This is a genomic window from Streptomyces sp. NPDC058880, assembly GCF_042742535.1.
GTDB lineage: Bacteria > Actinomycetota > Actinomycetes > Streptomycetales > Streptomycetaceae > Streptomyces.
The window spans coordinates 54,544-70,227 of the sequence record NZ_JBHYMC010000007.1 but is presented as its reverse complement, the minus strand read 5'-3'; the positions used below and the strand labels follow the sequence as shown (position 1 = coordinate 70,227).

Sequence of the window (15,684 nt, the reverse complement as noted above, 5' to 3'; positions counted from 1 at the left end):
CGGAACGGACACCAGCGGAACGGACACCAGCGGTACCGACACCAGCGGAACGGACACCAACGACCACCCGAGCACGCCCTCCGACAACGGTGGCGGAACCGACACCACCCACAACGGCGGCGGGAACATCGAGAACGGCGGCTCCGGCCACAGCAGGGGCGGCGGCAGTTGCCAGGGCGAGGGTGGACCTGGCGAGTTGTACGAGGTAGGCGGGGCGCTTGTTTGCGTCTTCAATGGCCCTCAGAAGAAAAACGGGGGGGCGGATGTAGATTCAAAAAACCCCTGCGAAAATGACGTGACCTGGGGTGGTCGTACGTGGACAATCTTTACGTTGATAGCTGGGCGCTATATACCCCCCCTGTCGGCCTTCTGGGATACGCTAGACGTTGTCAACTGTCTCAAATACCTACAGATCGATGCTCCCCCGAAATACGAGTAATTCTCAAGAGTTTCCGTGGGACTGGGCGAAGTTCGTCGGTCAGCGACGGCTGTCGCCCGGCGCGAGGAGGCTGGACAGCTCGGCAATCGCTTCTGGCGACGGTTTGAAGTAACGGCGGACGTTTTTCTGCTCTTGTGCCGAGACTTGGCCATCAGCATGAGCAGTGAGGCGCCCTGCTCGCCGAGGTGGGTGAGTGGCGGCATTCGTGCAGGTCCCAGCCTGTCCCGGGGCCGCGGAGTGCGGTGTGCTCGTCCAGGAGCGCGCGGGCCTGCCCGTACGACCAGCCGGGCCAGCCCGGTGTCCGGGCAGACGTCGCGCGGGCTGACGACCTTGCCGGGCCCGGGGCGGCGGTGGGTGGCGAACATCGGCCCGCGGGTGCGGCCCTTGAGGAGCCTGGGTAGCAGTCGGGCGGTGCCAGCGTCCCAGTAGACGGTCTCCAGCACATTTAGTCCTCGCGCGCCTGGCCGCGGCGGCGGGCCTTGGTACGGGCGCCCTTGGCCTTGACCGGGTAGCGGCGGCCGGCGAAGTCCACGTCCTCGATGCCGACGCCGAGGATCTCTTCCGCGCGGGCGGCGGTCTCGTACAGCATCCGCCACAGCGTCTTCTCCCGCAGGTGCACCTCGCGCCGCGCGAGCAGCCGGTCGATTGCCATCTTGCGAGCGGGCCGGGGTATCGGAGTCCGGCACCGACAGCCGCTTGGCCCAGGCCGGGACCATCGGCCCCTCGTAGCCGCGATCACGGCACCAACCGAGTCAGGACAGCACCCCCGCCCGGCGCGAGTTCCACGTGTTCACCGCCGCGGTGCCCCACAGCAGTTCCAGGGCCTCGCCGATCTCGTCGTTCGCGACCTGCGCCAGCGGACGGGCCTCGCCCAGCCGTCCGGGGGTCTTGCACCCCCCGATCCCGTAGTTCCGGACCGTGTTTGGGTTGCCGAGCGAGTCGAGGAACACGTCCGCCGCCGCGCGGACGGTCAACGCCTTCCCGGTCGGCAGCTGTACGACAGTGGGCACCGCTTCCCCCTTGCCGCAGATAACAGGGCCGCTTCGCGTAGCGGCCGGAGGCCGTCACGCAGGTGACGGATCAAGCTACCGCAGATATCGGCGTGTTATCTGTGGGACGGCTTCAGACCGGTCCTGAGGCCGACGCCCTGTGAGCTGCCCACCAGGGTCGACGTCGGCCTGGCGCACGATCTGACATGGATGTTCCTTGACCTCCCTACCGGCAGTGCTGACCGGCGGTTCATGAGCGGTGGGTAGGGTCGGGAGGAACCTGATCAAGGAGGCTGCGGTGCCGGACATAGACAACCAGATCGTGATTGCGCAGACCACGGTGGATGACGAGGAGAAGGCATACGCGCTGGCCCGTGGCGCGGTGGAGGCCCGGCTGACCGCAGGCGTTCACGTGGACGCGAGGATGACGGCCTTCTACTGGTGGAAGGGCGAGGTACAGCACGAACGCGAGTACCGGCTCTCCTTCAAAACGACTCAGGACCGGGTGGAGGCGCTCGCGGCGTGGGTGCACGAGCACCACAGCTACGAGGTGCCGCAGTGGATCGTGCTGCCAACTGCAGGGGCGTCGGAGGAGTACCTGGCGTGGGCGCAGACGGAGACCCGGGAGCGTTAGAACCCTCAGCATGGCGGCGGGCCCGCATCCTCCAAAGGGTGCGGGCCCGCAGTGTTTCCGGCGGGGTCCGGCCAGCCGAACACGGGCCCATCTCCGCGCGGGCGGAGGAACGCTTACCGCTCCCTCTGCGTGGCGTGAACTCCAGTTCGGCAAAGCGTTCGTACGGCAGCGGTGCTATGCGGCGAGGGCGTGGAGCTGGTCGGCGAGGGCGGCTTCGTGATGGGGGAGTCGGGCGGCGATACCAGCGGCCCGTTCGCGGCCCATGGTGTTGGGCTTCGTGGTCGCGGCCTGCGCGAACTGGCGGGCGACGTGGGCGCCCTGGTCGACGTCGCCGCCCAGGAGGAGCGCGGTGGCGAGGTCGCCGAGGATGACGACTCCAGCGTCGGAGAGGTCGCCGCCGAGGCGGTTGGTGGCGGTGGTGGCGGCGTCGTGGAGTTCGTGGTGGGCGAGGCGGCCGAGAACGGAGATCGCGAGGGAGTCCATGCGGCTGGGGGAGACGAAGCGGACCCAGGCCTGTTCGGTGAGGTAGTCGCCGTACTCGTAGGCGGTGCGGGCGCGGTCGAGCGCGCGCAGCGCTTCGGTTTCGTTCCCCGCGGCGGCGGCTTCTTCGGCGTGGCGGCCGTGAATCCAGGCGGCTGCGGTGGCGTTGCCGGGGCCTCGTACGTACTGGGCGGCCTGCTGGAGGAGTTCGAGAGAGCGGGGGCCGCTGGTGGCGTACGAGGCGTATCCGAACGCGAGAGCGCGTAGGGCGGGGTGGCCTGCGGCCTCGGCACACTCGGCGGTCACCCGGTAGTAGTTCCGGGCGGCCTGTTGGTCGCCGAGGTCCCAGGCGAGCCATCCGGCGAGTGCTGCGGTCTCTCCGGCCGCGACGGTCAGTTCCCGCTCGTAGCGGTGGGCTCGGGGCAGTGCCGAAGTGATGGCGTCGAGGTGGGCTTCGACCCGGCCGCGGAGCTGGATGGCGGTGAGGGTGAGTTCGGTGATGTGGAGCTGTCCGGCGGTCTCAGTGAGGATGCCGGCGGACTCCAGGTCGAGGGGCTTCGCGCGGGTGAGGGCGTGGGCGAGGCGTCCCCAGGGTTCGGCGGCGGTGACGGCGCCGACGATGGCGCCTCCTAGCAGCGTGCGGCGCAGCATGTCGTCGTGCTCCTGGTCGGCGGGCTGGTGGCGCGCTTTGCGGGCCTGTCTGGCGGCTCGTTGGAGGTGTTCGGGTGGTAAGCCGCAGGCTGCTGCGATGTGCGCGCATGTATTCGGGCTGGGGATGTTCTCGTTGTTCTCGTACCGGCTGATCTCGCGGCGGGTCATGGTGTCGCGGCCGGAGGCGGCGTTGACGGCTTCGGCTTGCTGCTCCTGGGTGCGGCCGGTCTGGTTGCGCAGGCGCTGGAGGAGTTCTCCGAAGGTCTCGTGGTCGCTGGTGGTCATCATGGGCCCCTGTCTTGGCGTGGGCCCATGATGGCTTCGGTTTCCCCCTCTGTTTCCCCCTCGGCTGGTTTTCCCCCTGCGGTTTCCCCTGGGACAGGGGCCTGTTGGGCGGTGAGCTAGGGCCATGAACGAGGACCGGGCGGCCGGACGGGGCCGCAAGAGGTGGATTCGTGTCGGCGCCCGGGTGTTCGACACCAGTTCGGGCCGGATCGGCGTGGTGCTGATATTCCGCGACGGGGACGGTGAGACCACGACGGGCGAGATCGTGACGCCGGATGCGGAGTGGACGGTCCTGCGGCCGGAGTGCGAAGGCACCCCGCTGGGGGCCCAGCCGTGGCGGGCCCGGACCGACGACATCGGTCTCGTCACGGAGCGGAGGCCGGACGCGTGATCGGCGACCAGGTGGCTGGGCTGCTGCTGGTCGTCGCGAACGCGTGCGGGCTGGGCCTGGTCGGCGAGATCGCCCACTGGGAGGTGACCGCCGCAGCTGGTGTCGAGCGGGCTGACGAGGAGGCCGTCGAGGACGTGCCAGCCGAGGAGCCAGTCGTGCGGGCCTGCCGGTGCGGGGCGCGCACCGCCCTTTAAAGACTGCCGTTCCGCCCATGTCCAAGCGTTCCCCCTGTCGGGCGTGGGCGTGGGAGGGGTGGCGCACGATCCCGGGCCGGTTGGTCTGCTCACCGACCAGCACCCCCACGGTGGGGGTGTCCAAGCAGGCAGGCCACCGGCCCGGGGCGCCGGCGGGGTATCGGGGCGGAGGCTCTCGAATGCCAGCCGCACCCAACGTTTATGGAGCAGAGCCGACTCTCCGCTGAATGCTCGTTCTCTTCTGGCGCTTCCCGCACTGTGGACCGTCTCTGAAGCCCGTTGCCGGGCCGGTCCCGTGGTACGGAACGAGGCGCACGACTCCGGTTCTCGCGACTACGTGCGACTCAACATCGGTTCCGGTGGCGCAGAGGGAGCCTCTTGAGTCGTGATCGCTCTGCGCGGCCCACCAGACGTGGGGAGTGGCGGACGTGAGTCAGTACGGGCGGCGTGCGGAGCAGCACTGGGCAGAGTTCCAGCCGAACCTACGAGGAAACGTTTCACCGGATGAGGGGAGGTGGTTGAAGTGCTCGACGGCGGGTCTGGGGTGATCACAACTGCTGCCCTCGGCGGGGCGGCGCGCGCTGCCATCGCGGCGAATCAGCCGGTCCGGGATCCCCTGGTGGACGGTGGCACAGCGGGCCGAGAGGCGCGAATACCCGGAGTCACCCGTTCGGATGAATCGTACGCACGTCGCAAGGATGTACCGCGCGGTGCGCGGGAGGATGACGGCGCTCCGCGTCGCGGAGCCCTCCGTGCTGGCGGCCCTCGGCCGCGCCGGACTTCGGATCTCCCTCTGACCACCGAGCAGGTCGCGCAGCGGCTCGGCTACAGCGAAGTGGCTGTGCGCCGCTGGATTCGTGAGGGCAAGCTCCTGGGCGAGCGCAGCGGCGCCAAGGGGAGTCCGCTCCGAGTCCGTGAGTCGGAGGTCGAGCGGTGGCAGCGCGCCCGCCGGACCCGGCCCGTCGATGCTGGTCCGACTCGGGGTGCCGGCCACGCGACGGAAGGACACCTCGCGATGTCCGGGTACGTCTGGGTGGACGTGAGCGACGCATGGCACTTGGCGCCGCGCAACGTGAAGCCCGACTCGATGTTCTGCAAGGAGCACTCCAAGCGCGGCGTCAAGCTGTACTGCTCGGCGAGCCACGGCAAGGGCAAGCAGTGGTGGGTGCGGTGCCGGACGAACCCCAAGGAGGCCGCCAAGAGCCGAGGGTTCTACGAGACTGATACCGAGGCGCAGAACGTCGCCGCGGAGCTGCGCAAGGAGCTGACGAAGGGGTCGCACGCCGACCCCGACCGGGGAAAGATCACGGTCTCCGAGTGGGTCGATATGTGGTGGAAGACGAAGAAGGCCCTGGACCCCCACACCAGGGAGAACTACGAGAGCTACCTACGCGCGCACATCCTGCCCGGGCTGGGACACGTAAGTCTGGATGCCCTGCTTCCCCTGACGGTCGAGCAGTGGGTGGGTGAGCTGCCTCTCGAACCTTCCTCTGCGGGCACGGTGTTCTCGCTGCTCTCCGCGATCCTGGAGAAGGCCTTCGTGAACGACTTGATGCGGCGGAACCCGTGCAAATTGATCAAGCTCTCCGAGCTGCTCGGGAAGGGGCGCCGGAAGCGGAAGGTCTGGTCGGACGAACGTGTGACGGCGATGATCCGGACAGTGCCCGAGCGCTACAAGCTCGCGGCGCTCGTGCCGGCGGCGGCGGGCCTGCGCCAGGCGGAGGTGTTCGGCCTCGCGGTCGAAGACCTGGACCCGGACGCGGGGGTGATCCACGTCCGGCGCCAGCTCAAGCTCGTCGGCGGGAAGCTGTACTTCGGGCTCCTCAAGGCCAAGGGCAAGCACGACGACGAGGACGACCTGGAGCGCGATGTGCCGCTGCACCCGGAGCTGCACCGGGCGATCCGCGAACACATGCACCGGTACCCGCCGGTTCGGGTGACGCTGCCGAACGAGGACCCCGAAGGGGAGCCGGTCACGGTGTCGCTGATCCTCACGAACGAGAAGTCGCAGCCAGTCCGCCGGAAGACCTTCAACGAGAAGGTGTGGCGAGTTGCGCTGGAGCTGCTGGGGATCATCCCGCCCCGGAAGGAGGGTGCCAGGACCCCCAGGGCGGCCCGGGAGCACGGCATGCACGCCGTGCGGCACTGGTGGGCTTCGGTGATGCTGGAGCTCGGTGCCACCATCCCCCAGGTGGCCGAGTGGCTCGGTCACCGCGATGAGGCCTTCACACTGCGGACCTACCTGCATGCCACCAAGCGAGCTGGGCAGCGTAACCGGAAGGACTATGACCGGGAGTTGACCGCGCTGGTGGCGGCGGTCTACGGTCCCGCCACACCGGGTAAGCAGGGTACGGTACCCTCGCCTCGGAATGATCGAGACGGACTGACACAGGAGGTGTGCGCGGCATGAACGGACTGACGGTCTACGGCGGTTGCACCGCCCTGGTTAACGACGCGATTGTGTCGGCACTGTGTCAGCCGATGGGCGAAGAGGCCCGTTTGTGCAGGTCAGCGGAGTGTGGGATTACTCGTCGGTGAAGTAGTCCCAGTTGAAGACGTTCCCGTGCAGGTCGGTGGTCCCCATCACGGTGAACGCGTACGTCCGCGGCCCCGGCCTCCTCGCGTCCGGCTGCGCGGCGGCGGCAGCGGCCGGGGTGCTCGTGGCCCCCGCCAGGGCCGCGGCCGCCCCCGTCGCGGCCGTGGTCCCTATGAAAGTCCTGCGGTCGAACGCCATGTCATCTCCCTTATGAGGCCTGGACAACGCGCGTAGATTCTGGCCCACCGGAAACAGGCCGCGACACCCCCGTCAGGTTTCGATCCGGTGACCACACCCGAACGGGCGACAGTGCGAGAGTGAATCCATGACCCAGGACGCATCGCACCAGCCCTACGGCACCCCCGAAGTACCCCGCGTCGCCGTCCGCGGCGAGGCCCGCCTCGAAGTCGACCCCGAGATCGCCCGCATCGGCATCACCGTCAGCGCCCGCGGCACCGACCGCCGCACCGCCCTGGAAGACCTGACCCGGCGCAACGGCGCCGTCCTCGACCTCGTCAAGAGCTACGGCGACAGCGTCGAGAAGCTCGAAACCGGCGCCCTCTCCATCACCCCCGAACTCACCCGTCACGGCCGCGCCGAACGCGTTCGCGCTTACCACGGGCGCGTCCACATCACCGCCGAGATCGGGGACTTCGCCGACCTCGGCGAACTCACCACCCGCCTCGCCGACCTGGAGCTCACTCAGGTCGACGGCCCCTGGTGGGCCCTGCGCCCCACCTCACCGGCCCACGGCGAAGCCCGCCGCCAGGCCGTGCTCGAAGCCGTCCAGCGCGCCCGGGAGTACGCCGAAGCCCTCGGCGCCCGCCTCGCCGCCCTCGTCGAACTCGCCGACCTCGGAGCCGAGAACGCAGCCCCCTTCGCACAGGCTCCGGGAGGTGCCGGTATGCGCACCATGGCCTTCAGCACCACCGAGGACTCCGGTCCTCCGCCGCTCGACCTTGAACCCCAGCGTCAGACCGTCTACGCCCAGGTGAACGCCCGCTTCACCATGACCCCGCCGCACCTCTGAGACACGCGCCGAAAGGGCCCCGGGGGGTGCTCATCGGAGCACCCCCTCGCACATTCAACAGTTGTCAACAACCTTTCGCTTAAAGGTTGTTGAGAGGACACCTGGAAGCGATGACCTACCCGTTGGTAGGGGAATAGGCTCGCCTTATGCGCCGAGCGAAAATCGTATGTACCCTGGGCCCCGCCACCGACTCGTACGACCAGATCAAAGCACTGGTCGAAGCCGGAATGGACATCGCCCGACTCAACCTCAGCCACGGCACCTACGCCGAGCACGAGGAGCGCTACCAGCGCGTGCGCAAGGCCTCCGACGAGACCGGCCGGAGCGTCGGCATCCTCGCCGACCTTCAAGGCCCGAAGATCCGCCTCGGCCGCTTCCGCGAAGGACCCGTACTCCTTGAACGCGGCGACGCGTTCACCATCACCGTCGAAGACCGCGAAGGCGACCGCCACACCTGCGGCACCACCTACCAGGGGCTCGCCGCGGACGTCACCACCGGCGAGCGCATCCTCGTCGACGACGGCCGCGTCACCCTCGAAGTCACCGCCGTCGAAGGCCCCCACGTCCACACGCGCGTCATCGAGGGGGGCATGGTCTCCGACCACAAGGGCCTCAACCTCCCCGGCGTCGCCGTCTCCGTCCCCGCCCTCTCCGACAAGGACATCGAAGACCTCCGCTGGGCCCTGCGCACCGGTGCCGACGTCATCGCCCTCTCCTTCGTCCGCAGCGGCCGCGACATCGACGACGTCCACCGCGTCATGGACGAGGAGGGCCGCCGCCTTCCCGTGATCGCCAAGATCGAAAAGCCCCAGGCGGTCGACAGCATCGACGACATCGTGGCCGCCTTCGACGGCATCATGGTCGCCCGCGGCGACCTCGGTGTCGAAATGCCCCTGGAGCAGGTCCCGATCGTCCAGAAGCGCGCCATCAAACTCGCCAAGCGCAACGCCAAGCCCGTCATCGTCGCGACCCAGATGCTCGACTCGATGATCGACAACTCTCGGCCCACCCGTGCCGAGGCCTCCGACGTCGCCAACGCCGTCATCGACGGCACCGACGCCGTCATGCTCTCCGGGGAGACAAGCGTCGGCAAATACCCCGTCGAGACCGTCCGCACCATGTCCCGCATCGTCGCGGCCGCCGAGGAGGACATCCTCACCAAGGGCCTCCCTCCCCTCACCGAACGCAACAAGCCGCGAACCCAGGGCGGAGCAGTCGCCCGCGCGGCCGCCGAAATGGGCGACTTCCTCGACGCGAAGTTCCTCGTCGCCTTCACCCAGAGCGGCGACACCGTCCGACGGCTCTCCCGCTACCGCTCACCCATCCCCCTCCTCGCCTTCACTCCCGACCCGGCCACCCGCTCCCAACTGAACCTCACCTGGGGCGTCGAAACCTTCCTCGGCCCCCACGTCGGCTCCACCGACGCCATGGTCGCGCAGGTCGAAGAGGAACTCCTGCGCATCGGCCGCTGCGTCACCGGCGACGTCGTCGTCATCACCGCCGGCTCGCCCCCCGGCGTCAGCGGCTCCACCAACCTCGTCCGCGTCCACCGCATCGGCGACGCCGTCCGCTGACCACCCACCGCTCGACACCCGTTACCGCGCGGCACACCCGCACCGCGCCGGACACCCCGGTGCGGTGCGGACCGCCACCCCGACCGCGGGGCCGCTCGGTACCAACGCCCGTCGCGACACAGGCCGTTCGTCCCCGGCCTGTGACCTGCAAACGGACGAAAAGGGCTGGCGACAGGTCCCGCGGCCGAGTAGGAAAGGCGCCATGCGCACCTCCCTACGCACCTTCGTCCGCACCACGCTCGACCTCGGCGACGCCGTACTCCACCCATGGGGCCGCGAGCCCGCGGGACCGGATCTCCTGGACGGCCTCGTCGCCGCTGCGGCGGACCCCGCGATCGCCCTCTGGAACCCCCTCCCCACAGCCGACCACCAGGCCGCCCGCACCTGGCTCGAAGCCCGCGAGGACGGCTGGGACCGCGGCGCGGGCGCCGCCTTCGCCGCCCTGGACGCCACCGAAGGAGCCCTGCTCGGCGCCATAGGCCTCCGCTGGGTCGACCGGGCCGACGGCCTCGCCAGCATCGGCTACTGGCTCCTGCCGGACGCTCGCGGCCGCGGCCTCGCCGCCCGGGCCACCCGGGCCGTCACCACCTGGGGCTTCTACACCGCCGACGCCCGCCGGATCGAGCTCGCCCACGCTGCCGGCAACGACGCCTCCTGCCGCGTGGCCCAGCGCTGCGGCTACCTCCCCGAAGGGGTCCTGCGCGAGTCCCATCTCTTCGGTGATGGCCGCCACCACGACGAACACCTCCACGCCCGCCTCGCCGGCGACCCCGAACCGTGATCAACCGGCTGTCCGCCGCCCCGTCCGCCCCCGGCCACCGCCCCGGAGCGGCGCTCACGTACCGGGCCGCCCCGGAGGCCGCGCCCGCGACCCGCACGGCCTTCCGGCCGGAACGGTGCGTGCACAGGGGTGGCTGTGAGCAACAAAAAGCGGACGTTCACACGAAAGGTGAACGTCCGCTTTTCGGACATGTACCGGGTGCGGGATTCGAACCCGCACGTCCTTTCGGACAGATGTGTTTGAGACATCAGCGTCTGCCATTCCGCCAACCCGGCTAGGTCGCTGGTCGGAGTGTACCGGGTGACCATCGTGCCTTGCAGCTAGGTAGGCTCATCCAAGCAGCAGAGCCAGGCAAAGAGGAGCCCCCGTGACCGCCGAGCACGAGTCGACGCCCACGCCCGACGCCGACCAGTCGCACGTTCCGCCGCTGACGACCCGGGTCGTCATCGCGGAGGACGAGGCGCTCATCCGTCTCGACCTCAAAGAAATGCTCGAAGAAGAGGGCTACTCCGTCGTCGGCGAGGCCGGCGACGGGCAGACGGCCGTCGAGCTCGCCCGCGAGCACCGGCCCGACCTGGTCATCCTCGACGTGAAGATGCCCGTCCTGGACGGCATCTCCGCGGCGGAGAAGATCGCGCAGGAGTCCATCGCCCCCGTCCTGATGCTGACGGCGTTCTCGCAGCGGGACCTCGTCGAGCGGGCCCGGGACGCCGGTGCCATGGCGTACCTCGTGAAGCCGTTCAGCAAGAGCGACGTGGTGCCGGCCATCGAGATGGCCGTGTCCCGGTTCGCCGAGCTGCGTGCGCTGGAGAAGGAGGTCGCGGACCTCTCCCAGCGGCTGGAGACCCGCAAGCTGGTCGACCGTGCGAAGAGCATCCTGCAGACGCAGTACGGGCTGACCGAGCCCGCTGCCTTCCGCTGGATCCAGAAGTCCTCCATGGACCGCCGGATGTCGATGCAGCAGGTCGCCGAGGTCGTCATCGAGGACGCCGAGGCGAAGAAGAAGGAGAGCGGCGGGAAGTAGCCCGCCCCGCCCGGACATGCGTGAGGCCCGCCTCCCCCGAGGGAGGCGGGCCTCACACGTCCGGTCAGTCCTCGCCGAGGTAGGCCTTGCGGACGTCCTCGTTGTGAAGGAGGTCCTGGCCGGTGCCGGAGAGGACGATCTTGCCGATCTCCATGACGTGCGCCTGGTCGGCGAGGGAGAGCGCCGCCTGGGCGTTCTGCTCGACGAGCAGGATCGTCATGCCCGAGGCCTTGAGCTCGGAGATGGTCGACATGATCTTCTGCATCATCAGCGGAGAGAGGCCCATGGAGGGCTCGTCCAGCATGAGGAGCTTCGGCTGGCACATGAGCGCACGGCCCATGGCGAGCATCTGCTGCTCACCGCCCGAGAGGGTGCCGGCGGCCTGCTTGCGGCGCTCTCCCAGGATGGGGAAGAGGTCGTAGGCGCGCTGGATGTCCTTCTCGATGCCGTCCTTGTCATTGCGCAGGAAGGCGCCGAGCTGGAGGTTCTCCTCGATCGTCAGACGCGGGAAGATGTGGCGGCCCTCGGGGGAGTGCGCCAGCTTCAGGGCGACGATCTTGTGGGCGGGGACACCGACGAGGGGCTGGCCGTCGAAGGTGACGCTGCCCGCGGTGGGCTTCAGGAGCCCGGAGAGGGTGCGCAGGGTGGTCGTCTTGCCGGCGCCGTTGGTGCCGACGAGGCAGACGATCTCGCCCTCGTTGACCTCGAAGGAGATTCCCTTGACGGCTTCGATCTTGCCGTAGGCGACCTTGAGGTCCTCGACCTTGAGCAGTGCGGTCACTTGGCCTCTCCTTCCGTGGTGCTGGTGGTGCTGGTGGTGCTGTCCGCGCCCGCGTCCGGGGCGGCGGGGGCTCCGGTGTCCGAGTCGGCCGCAGGGGCCTCGTCGTCCGCGGCGTCCGCCTCGGCGTCGGCGTCGGCCGCGACCCGGGTCTCCGGCTCGGTGTCGGCCTCAGGCTCGGCGTCAGTCGTGGCCTCGGGCTCGGCGTCAGCCTCAGCCTCAGCCTCAGCCTCCGGCTCGGCGTCAGCCTCGGGTTCGGCGTCAGCCTCGGCCTCGGGCTGCTCGGCCGCCGCTTCGGCTGCGGCCTCCGAGGCGGCTCCCGCGTGGGACTCCGCAGCCTCGACCTCGGCGATCTCGGCCGCTCCCGGCTCGCCCTCGAAGGGGGTGCCGAGGTAGGCCGCGATGACGCGCTCGTCGCCCTGGACCTCGGAGGCGGTGCCTTCGATGAGCTTCTCGCCCTGGACGAGACAGGCGACGCGGTCGCACAGGTTGAAGATGAAGCGCATGTCGTGCTCGATCACGAGTACGGCGATGCCCATGTCCCGGATCGCGAAGATGAGCTCCTCGGCGGTGCGGGTCTCCTGCGGGTTCATGCCGGCGGTGGGCTCGTCCAGCAGGATGAGGCCGGGGTCGCTGGCGAGGGCCCGGGCGATCTCCAGCTTGCGCTGCTCGCCGTAGGGGAGGTTCTTCGCGAGGTGGTCGGCCTTGTGCTCCAGGCCGATGAACTCGAGGAGTTCCATGGCGCGTGCCTCGCTGGCGGCTTCGGCCTTCTTGAAGCCGGGGCCGCGCAGCAGGGCGGACCAGAGGCCTTCCTTCGTGCGGGTGTGGCGTCCGACGAGGACGTTCTCCATCACCGTCATGTTGTGGAAGAGCCGGATGTTCTGGAAGGTGCGGGCGATGCCGGCCTCGGTGACCCGGTGGGGCTTGGGCGGGAGGACCTTGCCCTTGTAGCTGACCGAGCCCTCGGTGGGCACGTACAGACCGGTGAGGCAGTTGAAGAAGGTGGTCTTGCCGGCGCCGTTGGGGCCGATGAGTCCGACGATCTCGCCCGCGTTGACCTGGAGGTCGACGCCCTTGACGGCGGTGAGGCCGCCGAAGCGCATGGTGACGCCCTTGGCTTCGAGAACCGTGGTCTTCGTCTTGGTGGTGGTGTCCGTGGTGGTCGTCATGGCGTTCACGCCCCCGCCTTGGCGGTGGCCAGGTCCTGGGGGGCCTGGTCAGCGGTGTCTTCGTGGAACTCGAGCTGCGCACGCTTGTTGGCGATGAGGCCTTCGGGGCGGAAGCGCATGAGCAGGATGAGGGCGATGCCGAAGGCGAGGAGCTGGTAGTCCTGGAGGAAGGCCAGCTTCGCCGGGATCAGGAAGAGGAGTGCGGCGCCGAGGATGGGGCCGCGGATGGTGCCCATGCCGCCGAGGATGACGGCGGCGAGGAGGAACGCGGAGTTCGGCGGGACGGGCCCGGCGAAGACGTAGTTCTCGGGGACGACCGTGGTGTTGACGTGCGCCTGGACGGTGCCGGCGAGGCCCGCGAGGGTGGCGCCGAGGGCGAAGGCGATGAGCTTGACCTTGAAGCCGTTGATGCCCATGGCTTCGGCGGCGGTCTCGTCCTCGCGGATGGCGACCCAGGCGCGGCCGATGCGGCTGTTGCCGGCGCGGGCGAAGACCACGACGACCAGGGCCATCACCAGCAGCATCAGGAAGTAGTAGTTGGCGTAGGCGCCGAGTTCGATGCCGGCGACGGTGTGGGACTCGCCGAAGTTCCACCCGAAGAGTTCCAGGTGGGGGACGTTCGGGATGCCGTTGGGACCGTTGGTGATGTCCGGGCCGGAGGTGCCGTCGAGGTTGCCCATGGCGATGCGGAAGATCTCTCCGAAGCCGAGGGTGACGATGGCGAGGTAGTCGCCGCGCAGGCGGAGGGTCGGCGCACCGATGACCACGCCGAACACGAGCGAGACGAGGGCGCCCACGATGACCGCCGCCCAGAAGGGGAGGTGGATGCCGAAGGCGGACGCGGTGCTGCCGGAGACCAGGGCCGCGGCGTAGGCGCCGACACCGAGGAAGGCGACGTATCCGAGGTCGAGGAGGCCGGCGAGGCCGACGACGATGTTGAGGCCGAGGGCGACGGTCGCGAAGATCAGGATGTTGACCGCGATCAGCGTGTAGGTGTCGCCGCTCTGCTGGATGAACGGGAAGGCGATGGCCGCGGCCGCGGTGCCGAGGAGGGTGACCTGGCGGTTCTTCGCGGTGAGGACCGAGAACCGGGCGAGGAGGCCCGACTTGTTCAGGGCGAGGGCCGCGAGGCCGACCGTGATCAGGTAGGCGACGAAGAGCTGCGGTTCCTTGTCATCGGTGTCGATGCCGAAGGTGATGACGAAGAGGCCGAGGGCGAAGACACCGGTGATGACGAGGATCTCGGCCCAGGAGGGGAGCTCCTTGCCGGGGGCGGCCTTGCGGCTGTCGTCGGGGAGCTTGTGCGCGGCGAGGGCCGGGACGAGCGAGCCGACGAGGGCGACGTAGGCGCCGGGTTCGAGGTTGATCACGCCGCCGAGGACGACGGTGATGGCGAGGACCGTGAACCAGGTGGCGGCCAGGTTGCCGAGAGCCAGGAACCAGATGGCCTTGCGGGAGCCGGCGGGGGTGAGCCAGGCGAAGCCCTTGACGCCGAGCGCGGAGAGCGCGTGGACGAGGGTGAGGGCCGCACCGGCGAGGGTGACGTACTGGAGGCCGGCGGGGCTGCCGTAGAAGGTGAGGTCGCCGGGGAATTCGTCGGTCCAGGTCCAGGCGAGGAAGGCGCTGAGGATGGTGAGGAGGCTGCCGCCGACGATCGCGTAGGGGAGCGCGGCCGGTGCGGGTGCCGCCTTCGCGGCCTGCGTCGGTGCCTGCGTCTGCGGGGTGGTGTTGGTGGTCATGGTTCTCACGCCCGATCCGTGACGCGCTGGCCGAGCAGGCCCTGGGGCCGCACGAGCAGGACGACGATGAGGAGTACGAAGGCCCAGACGTTGGACCAGGCTCCGCCGCCGAGCTGCTGCATGCCGGGGATCTCTTCGATGTAGGCGATCGAGAGGGCTTCGGCGAGTCCGAGGACGACACCGCCGACCATGGCTCCGTAGATGTTGCCGATGCCGCCGAGGACGGCCGCGGTGAAGGCCTTCAGACCGAGGATGAAGCCCATCTCGAAGTTGATCTGGCCCTTGTCGAGGCCGTAGGCGACGGCGGCGACGGCGGCGAACGCGGCACCGATGGCGAAGGCCATGACGATGATGCGGTCGGTGTTGATGCCCATCAGCTTCGCGGTGTCCGGGTCCTGCGCGGTGGCCTGCATGGCGCGGCCGCTGCGGCTCTTGCGGACGAAGACGCCGAGGGCGAGCATGCACAGCGGGGCGAGGATGAGGACGAAGAGGTCCGCACGCTGGATCGCGAGGCTGTCGGAGATCTTGAAGGACGGGCCGCTGAACTCGGGGAAGCTGACAGCCTTCTTGGCGTCCGGGTAGAACTGCCAGACGAGCTGCTGGAGCGCGATCGAGAGGCCGATTGCGGTGATGAGGGGTGCGAGCCGGGGGGCGCCGCGCAAGGGGCGGTAGGCGAAGCGCTCGGCTGCGCAGGCCACGGCGACGGAGCAGAGGGCGCCGCCGACGATCATGACTGGTATCGCGATCAGCAGGGTGGTGCCGGTCGGGAGGATGGTGTAGGCGGTGAGCGCGCCGAAGCCACCGATCATGAAGATCTCGCCGTGGGCGAAGTTGATGAGCTGGACGATGCCGTAGACCATGGTGTACCCGATGGCGATGAGGCCATAGAGAGCACCGAGGGCCAGGCCGTTGGCCAGCTGTTGCGGCAGTTCGTGCACCGCAGGGCCTCCGATGAGCGTGTCGGATATGACTCCGCGCGAGGGCACTGTT

The 15,684-nt window shown here is 69.2% G+C and carries 14 protein-coding genes, 1 tRNA gene and 2 pseudogenes; 9 read left to right on the top strand and 8 right to left on the bottom strand.

What is annotated here, in order from left to right:
- A pseudogene (locus ACFW2G_RS06495) lies at positions 1-439 on the top strand (hypothetical protein); the annotation flags it as partial.
- A 39-nt stretch (positions 440-478) separates the two neighbouring features.
- Here the strand turns inward: ACFW2G_RS06495 and ACFW2G_RS06490 are convergent.
- Positions 479-1,449, bottom strand: a pseudogene (locus ACFW2G_RS06490) (site-specific integrase).
- Between the two features lie 286 nt (positions 1,450-1,735).
- Between ACFW2G_RS06490 and cutA the strand changes: the two are divergent.
- On the top strand, positions 1,736-2,062 hold the full coding sequence (gene cutA, locus ACFW2G_RS06485) for a divalent-cation tolerance protein CutA (RefSeq protein WP_384582044.1): 327 nt from the start codon (positions 1,736-1,738) through the stop codon (positions 2,060-2,062).
- A gap of 174 nt (positions 2,063-2,236) precedes the next feature.
- On the opposite strand, the gene ACFW2G_RS06480 is transcribed toward cutA, so the two are convergent.
- The gene (locus ACFW2G_RS06480) at positions 2,237-3,481 is read right to left on the bottom strand and encodes a helix-turn-helix domain-containing protein (protein ID WP_384581994.1); all 1,245 of its coding nucleotides are present in this window, start codon (positions 3,479-3,481) and stop codon (positions 2,237-2,239) included.
- A gap of 121 nt (positions 3,482-3,602) precedes the next feature.
- On the opposite strand from ACFW2G_RS06480, the gene ACFW2G_RS06475 reads away from it, so the two are divergent.
- From ACFW2G_RS06475 to ACFW2G_RS06465, 3 genes are all read left to right on the top strand, one after another.
- Positions 3,603-3,869, top strand: a complete 267-nt coding sequence (locus tag ACFW2G_RS06475) for a hypothetical protein (RefSeq protein WP_384581996.1) — start codon at positions 3,603-3,605, stop codon at positions 3,867-3,869.
- Entirely contained in the window at positions 3,866-4,063 is a 198-nt protein-coding gene (locus ACFW2G_RS06470; RefSeq protein WP_384680859.1) for a hypothetical protein, read from the top strand. Before ACFW2G_RS06475 ends, ACFW2G_RS06470 begins: the two co-directional genes overlap by 4 nt.
- Before the next feature lie 514 nt (positions 4,064-4,577).
- The gene (locus tag ACFW2G_RS06465; RefSeq protein WP_384582000.1) at positions 4,578-6,473 is read left to right on the top strand and encodes a tyrosine-type recombinase/integrase; all 1,896 of its coding nucleotides are present in this window, start codon (positions 4,578-4,580) and stop codon (positions 6,471-6,473) included.
- Positions 6,474-6,587: 114 nt separating this feature from the next.
- Here the strand turns inward: ACFW2G_RS06465 and ACFW2G_RS06460 are convergent, their stop codons facing one another.
- The gene (locus tag ACFW2G_RS06460; protein ID WP_384582002.1) at positions 6,588-6,797 is read right to left on the bottom strand and encodes a hypothetical protein; all 210 of its coding nucleotides are present in this window, start codon (positions 6,795-6,797) and stop codon (positions 6,588-6,590) included.
- 127 nt (positions 6,798-6,924) lie between these two features.
- Between ACFW2G_RS06460 and ACFW2G_RS06455 the strand changes: the two genes are divergently transcribed.
- The 3 genes from ACFW2G_RS06455 (at position 6,925) to ACFW2G_RS06445 (ending at position 9,984) form a co-directional block, all read left to right on the top strand.
- Positions 6,925-7,629, top strand: coding sequence for an SIMPL domain-containing protein (locus ACFW2G_RS06455; RefSeq protein ID WP_037926703.1), 705 nt, complete (start codon positions 6,925-6,927; stop codon positions 7,627-7,629).
- Positions 7,630-7,775: 146 nt separating this feature from the next.
- The gene (gene pyk / locus ACFW2G_RS06450) at positions 7,776-9,203 is read left to right on the top strand and encodes a pyruvate kinase (protein WP_037926700.1); all 1,428 of its coding nucleotides are present in this window, start codon (positions 7,776-7,778) and stop codon (positions 9,201-9,203) included.
- Between the two features lie 202 nt (positions 9,204-9,405).
- Positions 9,406-9,984, top strand: a complete 579-nt coding sequence (locus ACFW2G_RS06445) for a GNAT family N-acetyltransferase (RefSeq protein WP_384582004.1) — start codon at positions 9,406-9,408, stop codon at positions 9,982-9,984.
- A 192-nt stretch (positions 9,985-10,176) separates the two neighbouring features.
- Here the strand turns inward: ACFW2G_RS06445 and ACFW2G_RS06440 are convergent.
- A tRNA-Leu gene (locus ACFW2G_RS06440) sits at positions 10,177-10,259 on the bottom strand.
- Positions 10,260-10,351: 92 nt separating this feature from the next.
- On the opposite strand from ACFW2G_RS06440, the gene ACFW2G_RS06435 reads away from it, so the two are divergent.
- Entirely contained in the window at positions 10,352-11,008 is a 657-nt protein-coding gene (locus tag ACFW2G_RS06435) for an ANTAR domain-containing response regulator (protein WP_037926694.1), read from the top strand.
- 64 nt (positions 11,009-11,072) lie between these two features.
- Here ACFW2G_RS06435 and ACFW2G_RS06430 read toward each other — a convergent pair whose 3' ends face one another.
- The 4 genes from ACFW2G_RS06430 to ACFW2G_RS06415 are packed head-to-tail and all read right to left on the bottom strand — an operon-like array spanning position 11,073 to position 15,632.
- Complete coding sequence (locus ACFW2G_RS06430) at positions 11,073-11,789, bottom strand: ABC transporter ATP-binding protein (protein ID WP_037926691.1); 717 nt, start codon at positions 11,787-11,789, stop codon at positions 11,073-11,075.
- Complete coding sequence (locus tag ACFW2G_RS06425; protein WP_384582046.1) at positions 11,786-12,955, bottom strand: ABC transporter ATP-binding protein; 1,170 nt, start codon at positions 12,953-12,955, stop codon at positions 11,786-11,788. Before ACFW2G_RS06425 ends, ACFW2G_RS06430 begins: the two co-directional genes overlap by 4 nt.
- Before the next feature lie 5 nt (positions 12,956-12,960).
- The gene (locus ACFW2G_RS06420; RefSeq protein WP_384582047.1) at positions 12,961-14,694 is read right to left on the bottom strand and encodes a branched-chain amino acid ABC transporter permease; all 1,734 of its coding nucleotides are present in this window, start codon (positions 14,692-14,694) and stop codon (positions 12,961-12,963) included.
- 5 nt (positions 14,695-14,699) lie between these two features.
- Positions 14,700-15,632 (bottom strand): branched-chain amino acid ABC transporter permease, encoded by a 933-nt coding sequence (locus ACFW2G_RS06415; protein WP_037926685.1) that lies wholly within the window; start codon positions 15,630-15,632, stop codon positions 14,700-14,702.
- Between the last annotated feature and the right edge of the window lie 52 nt (positions 15,633-15,684).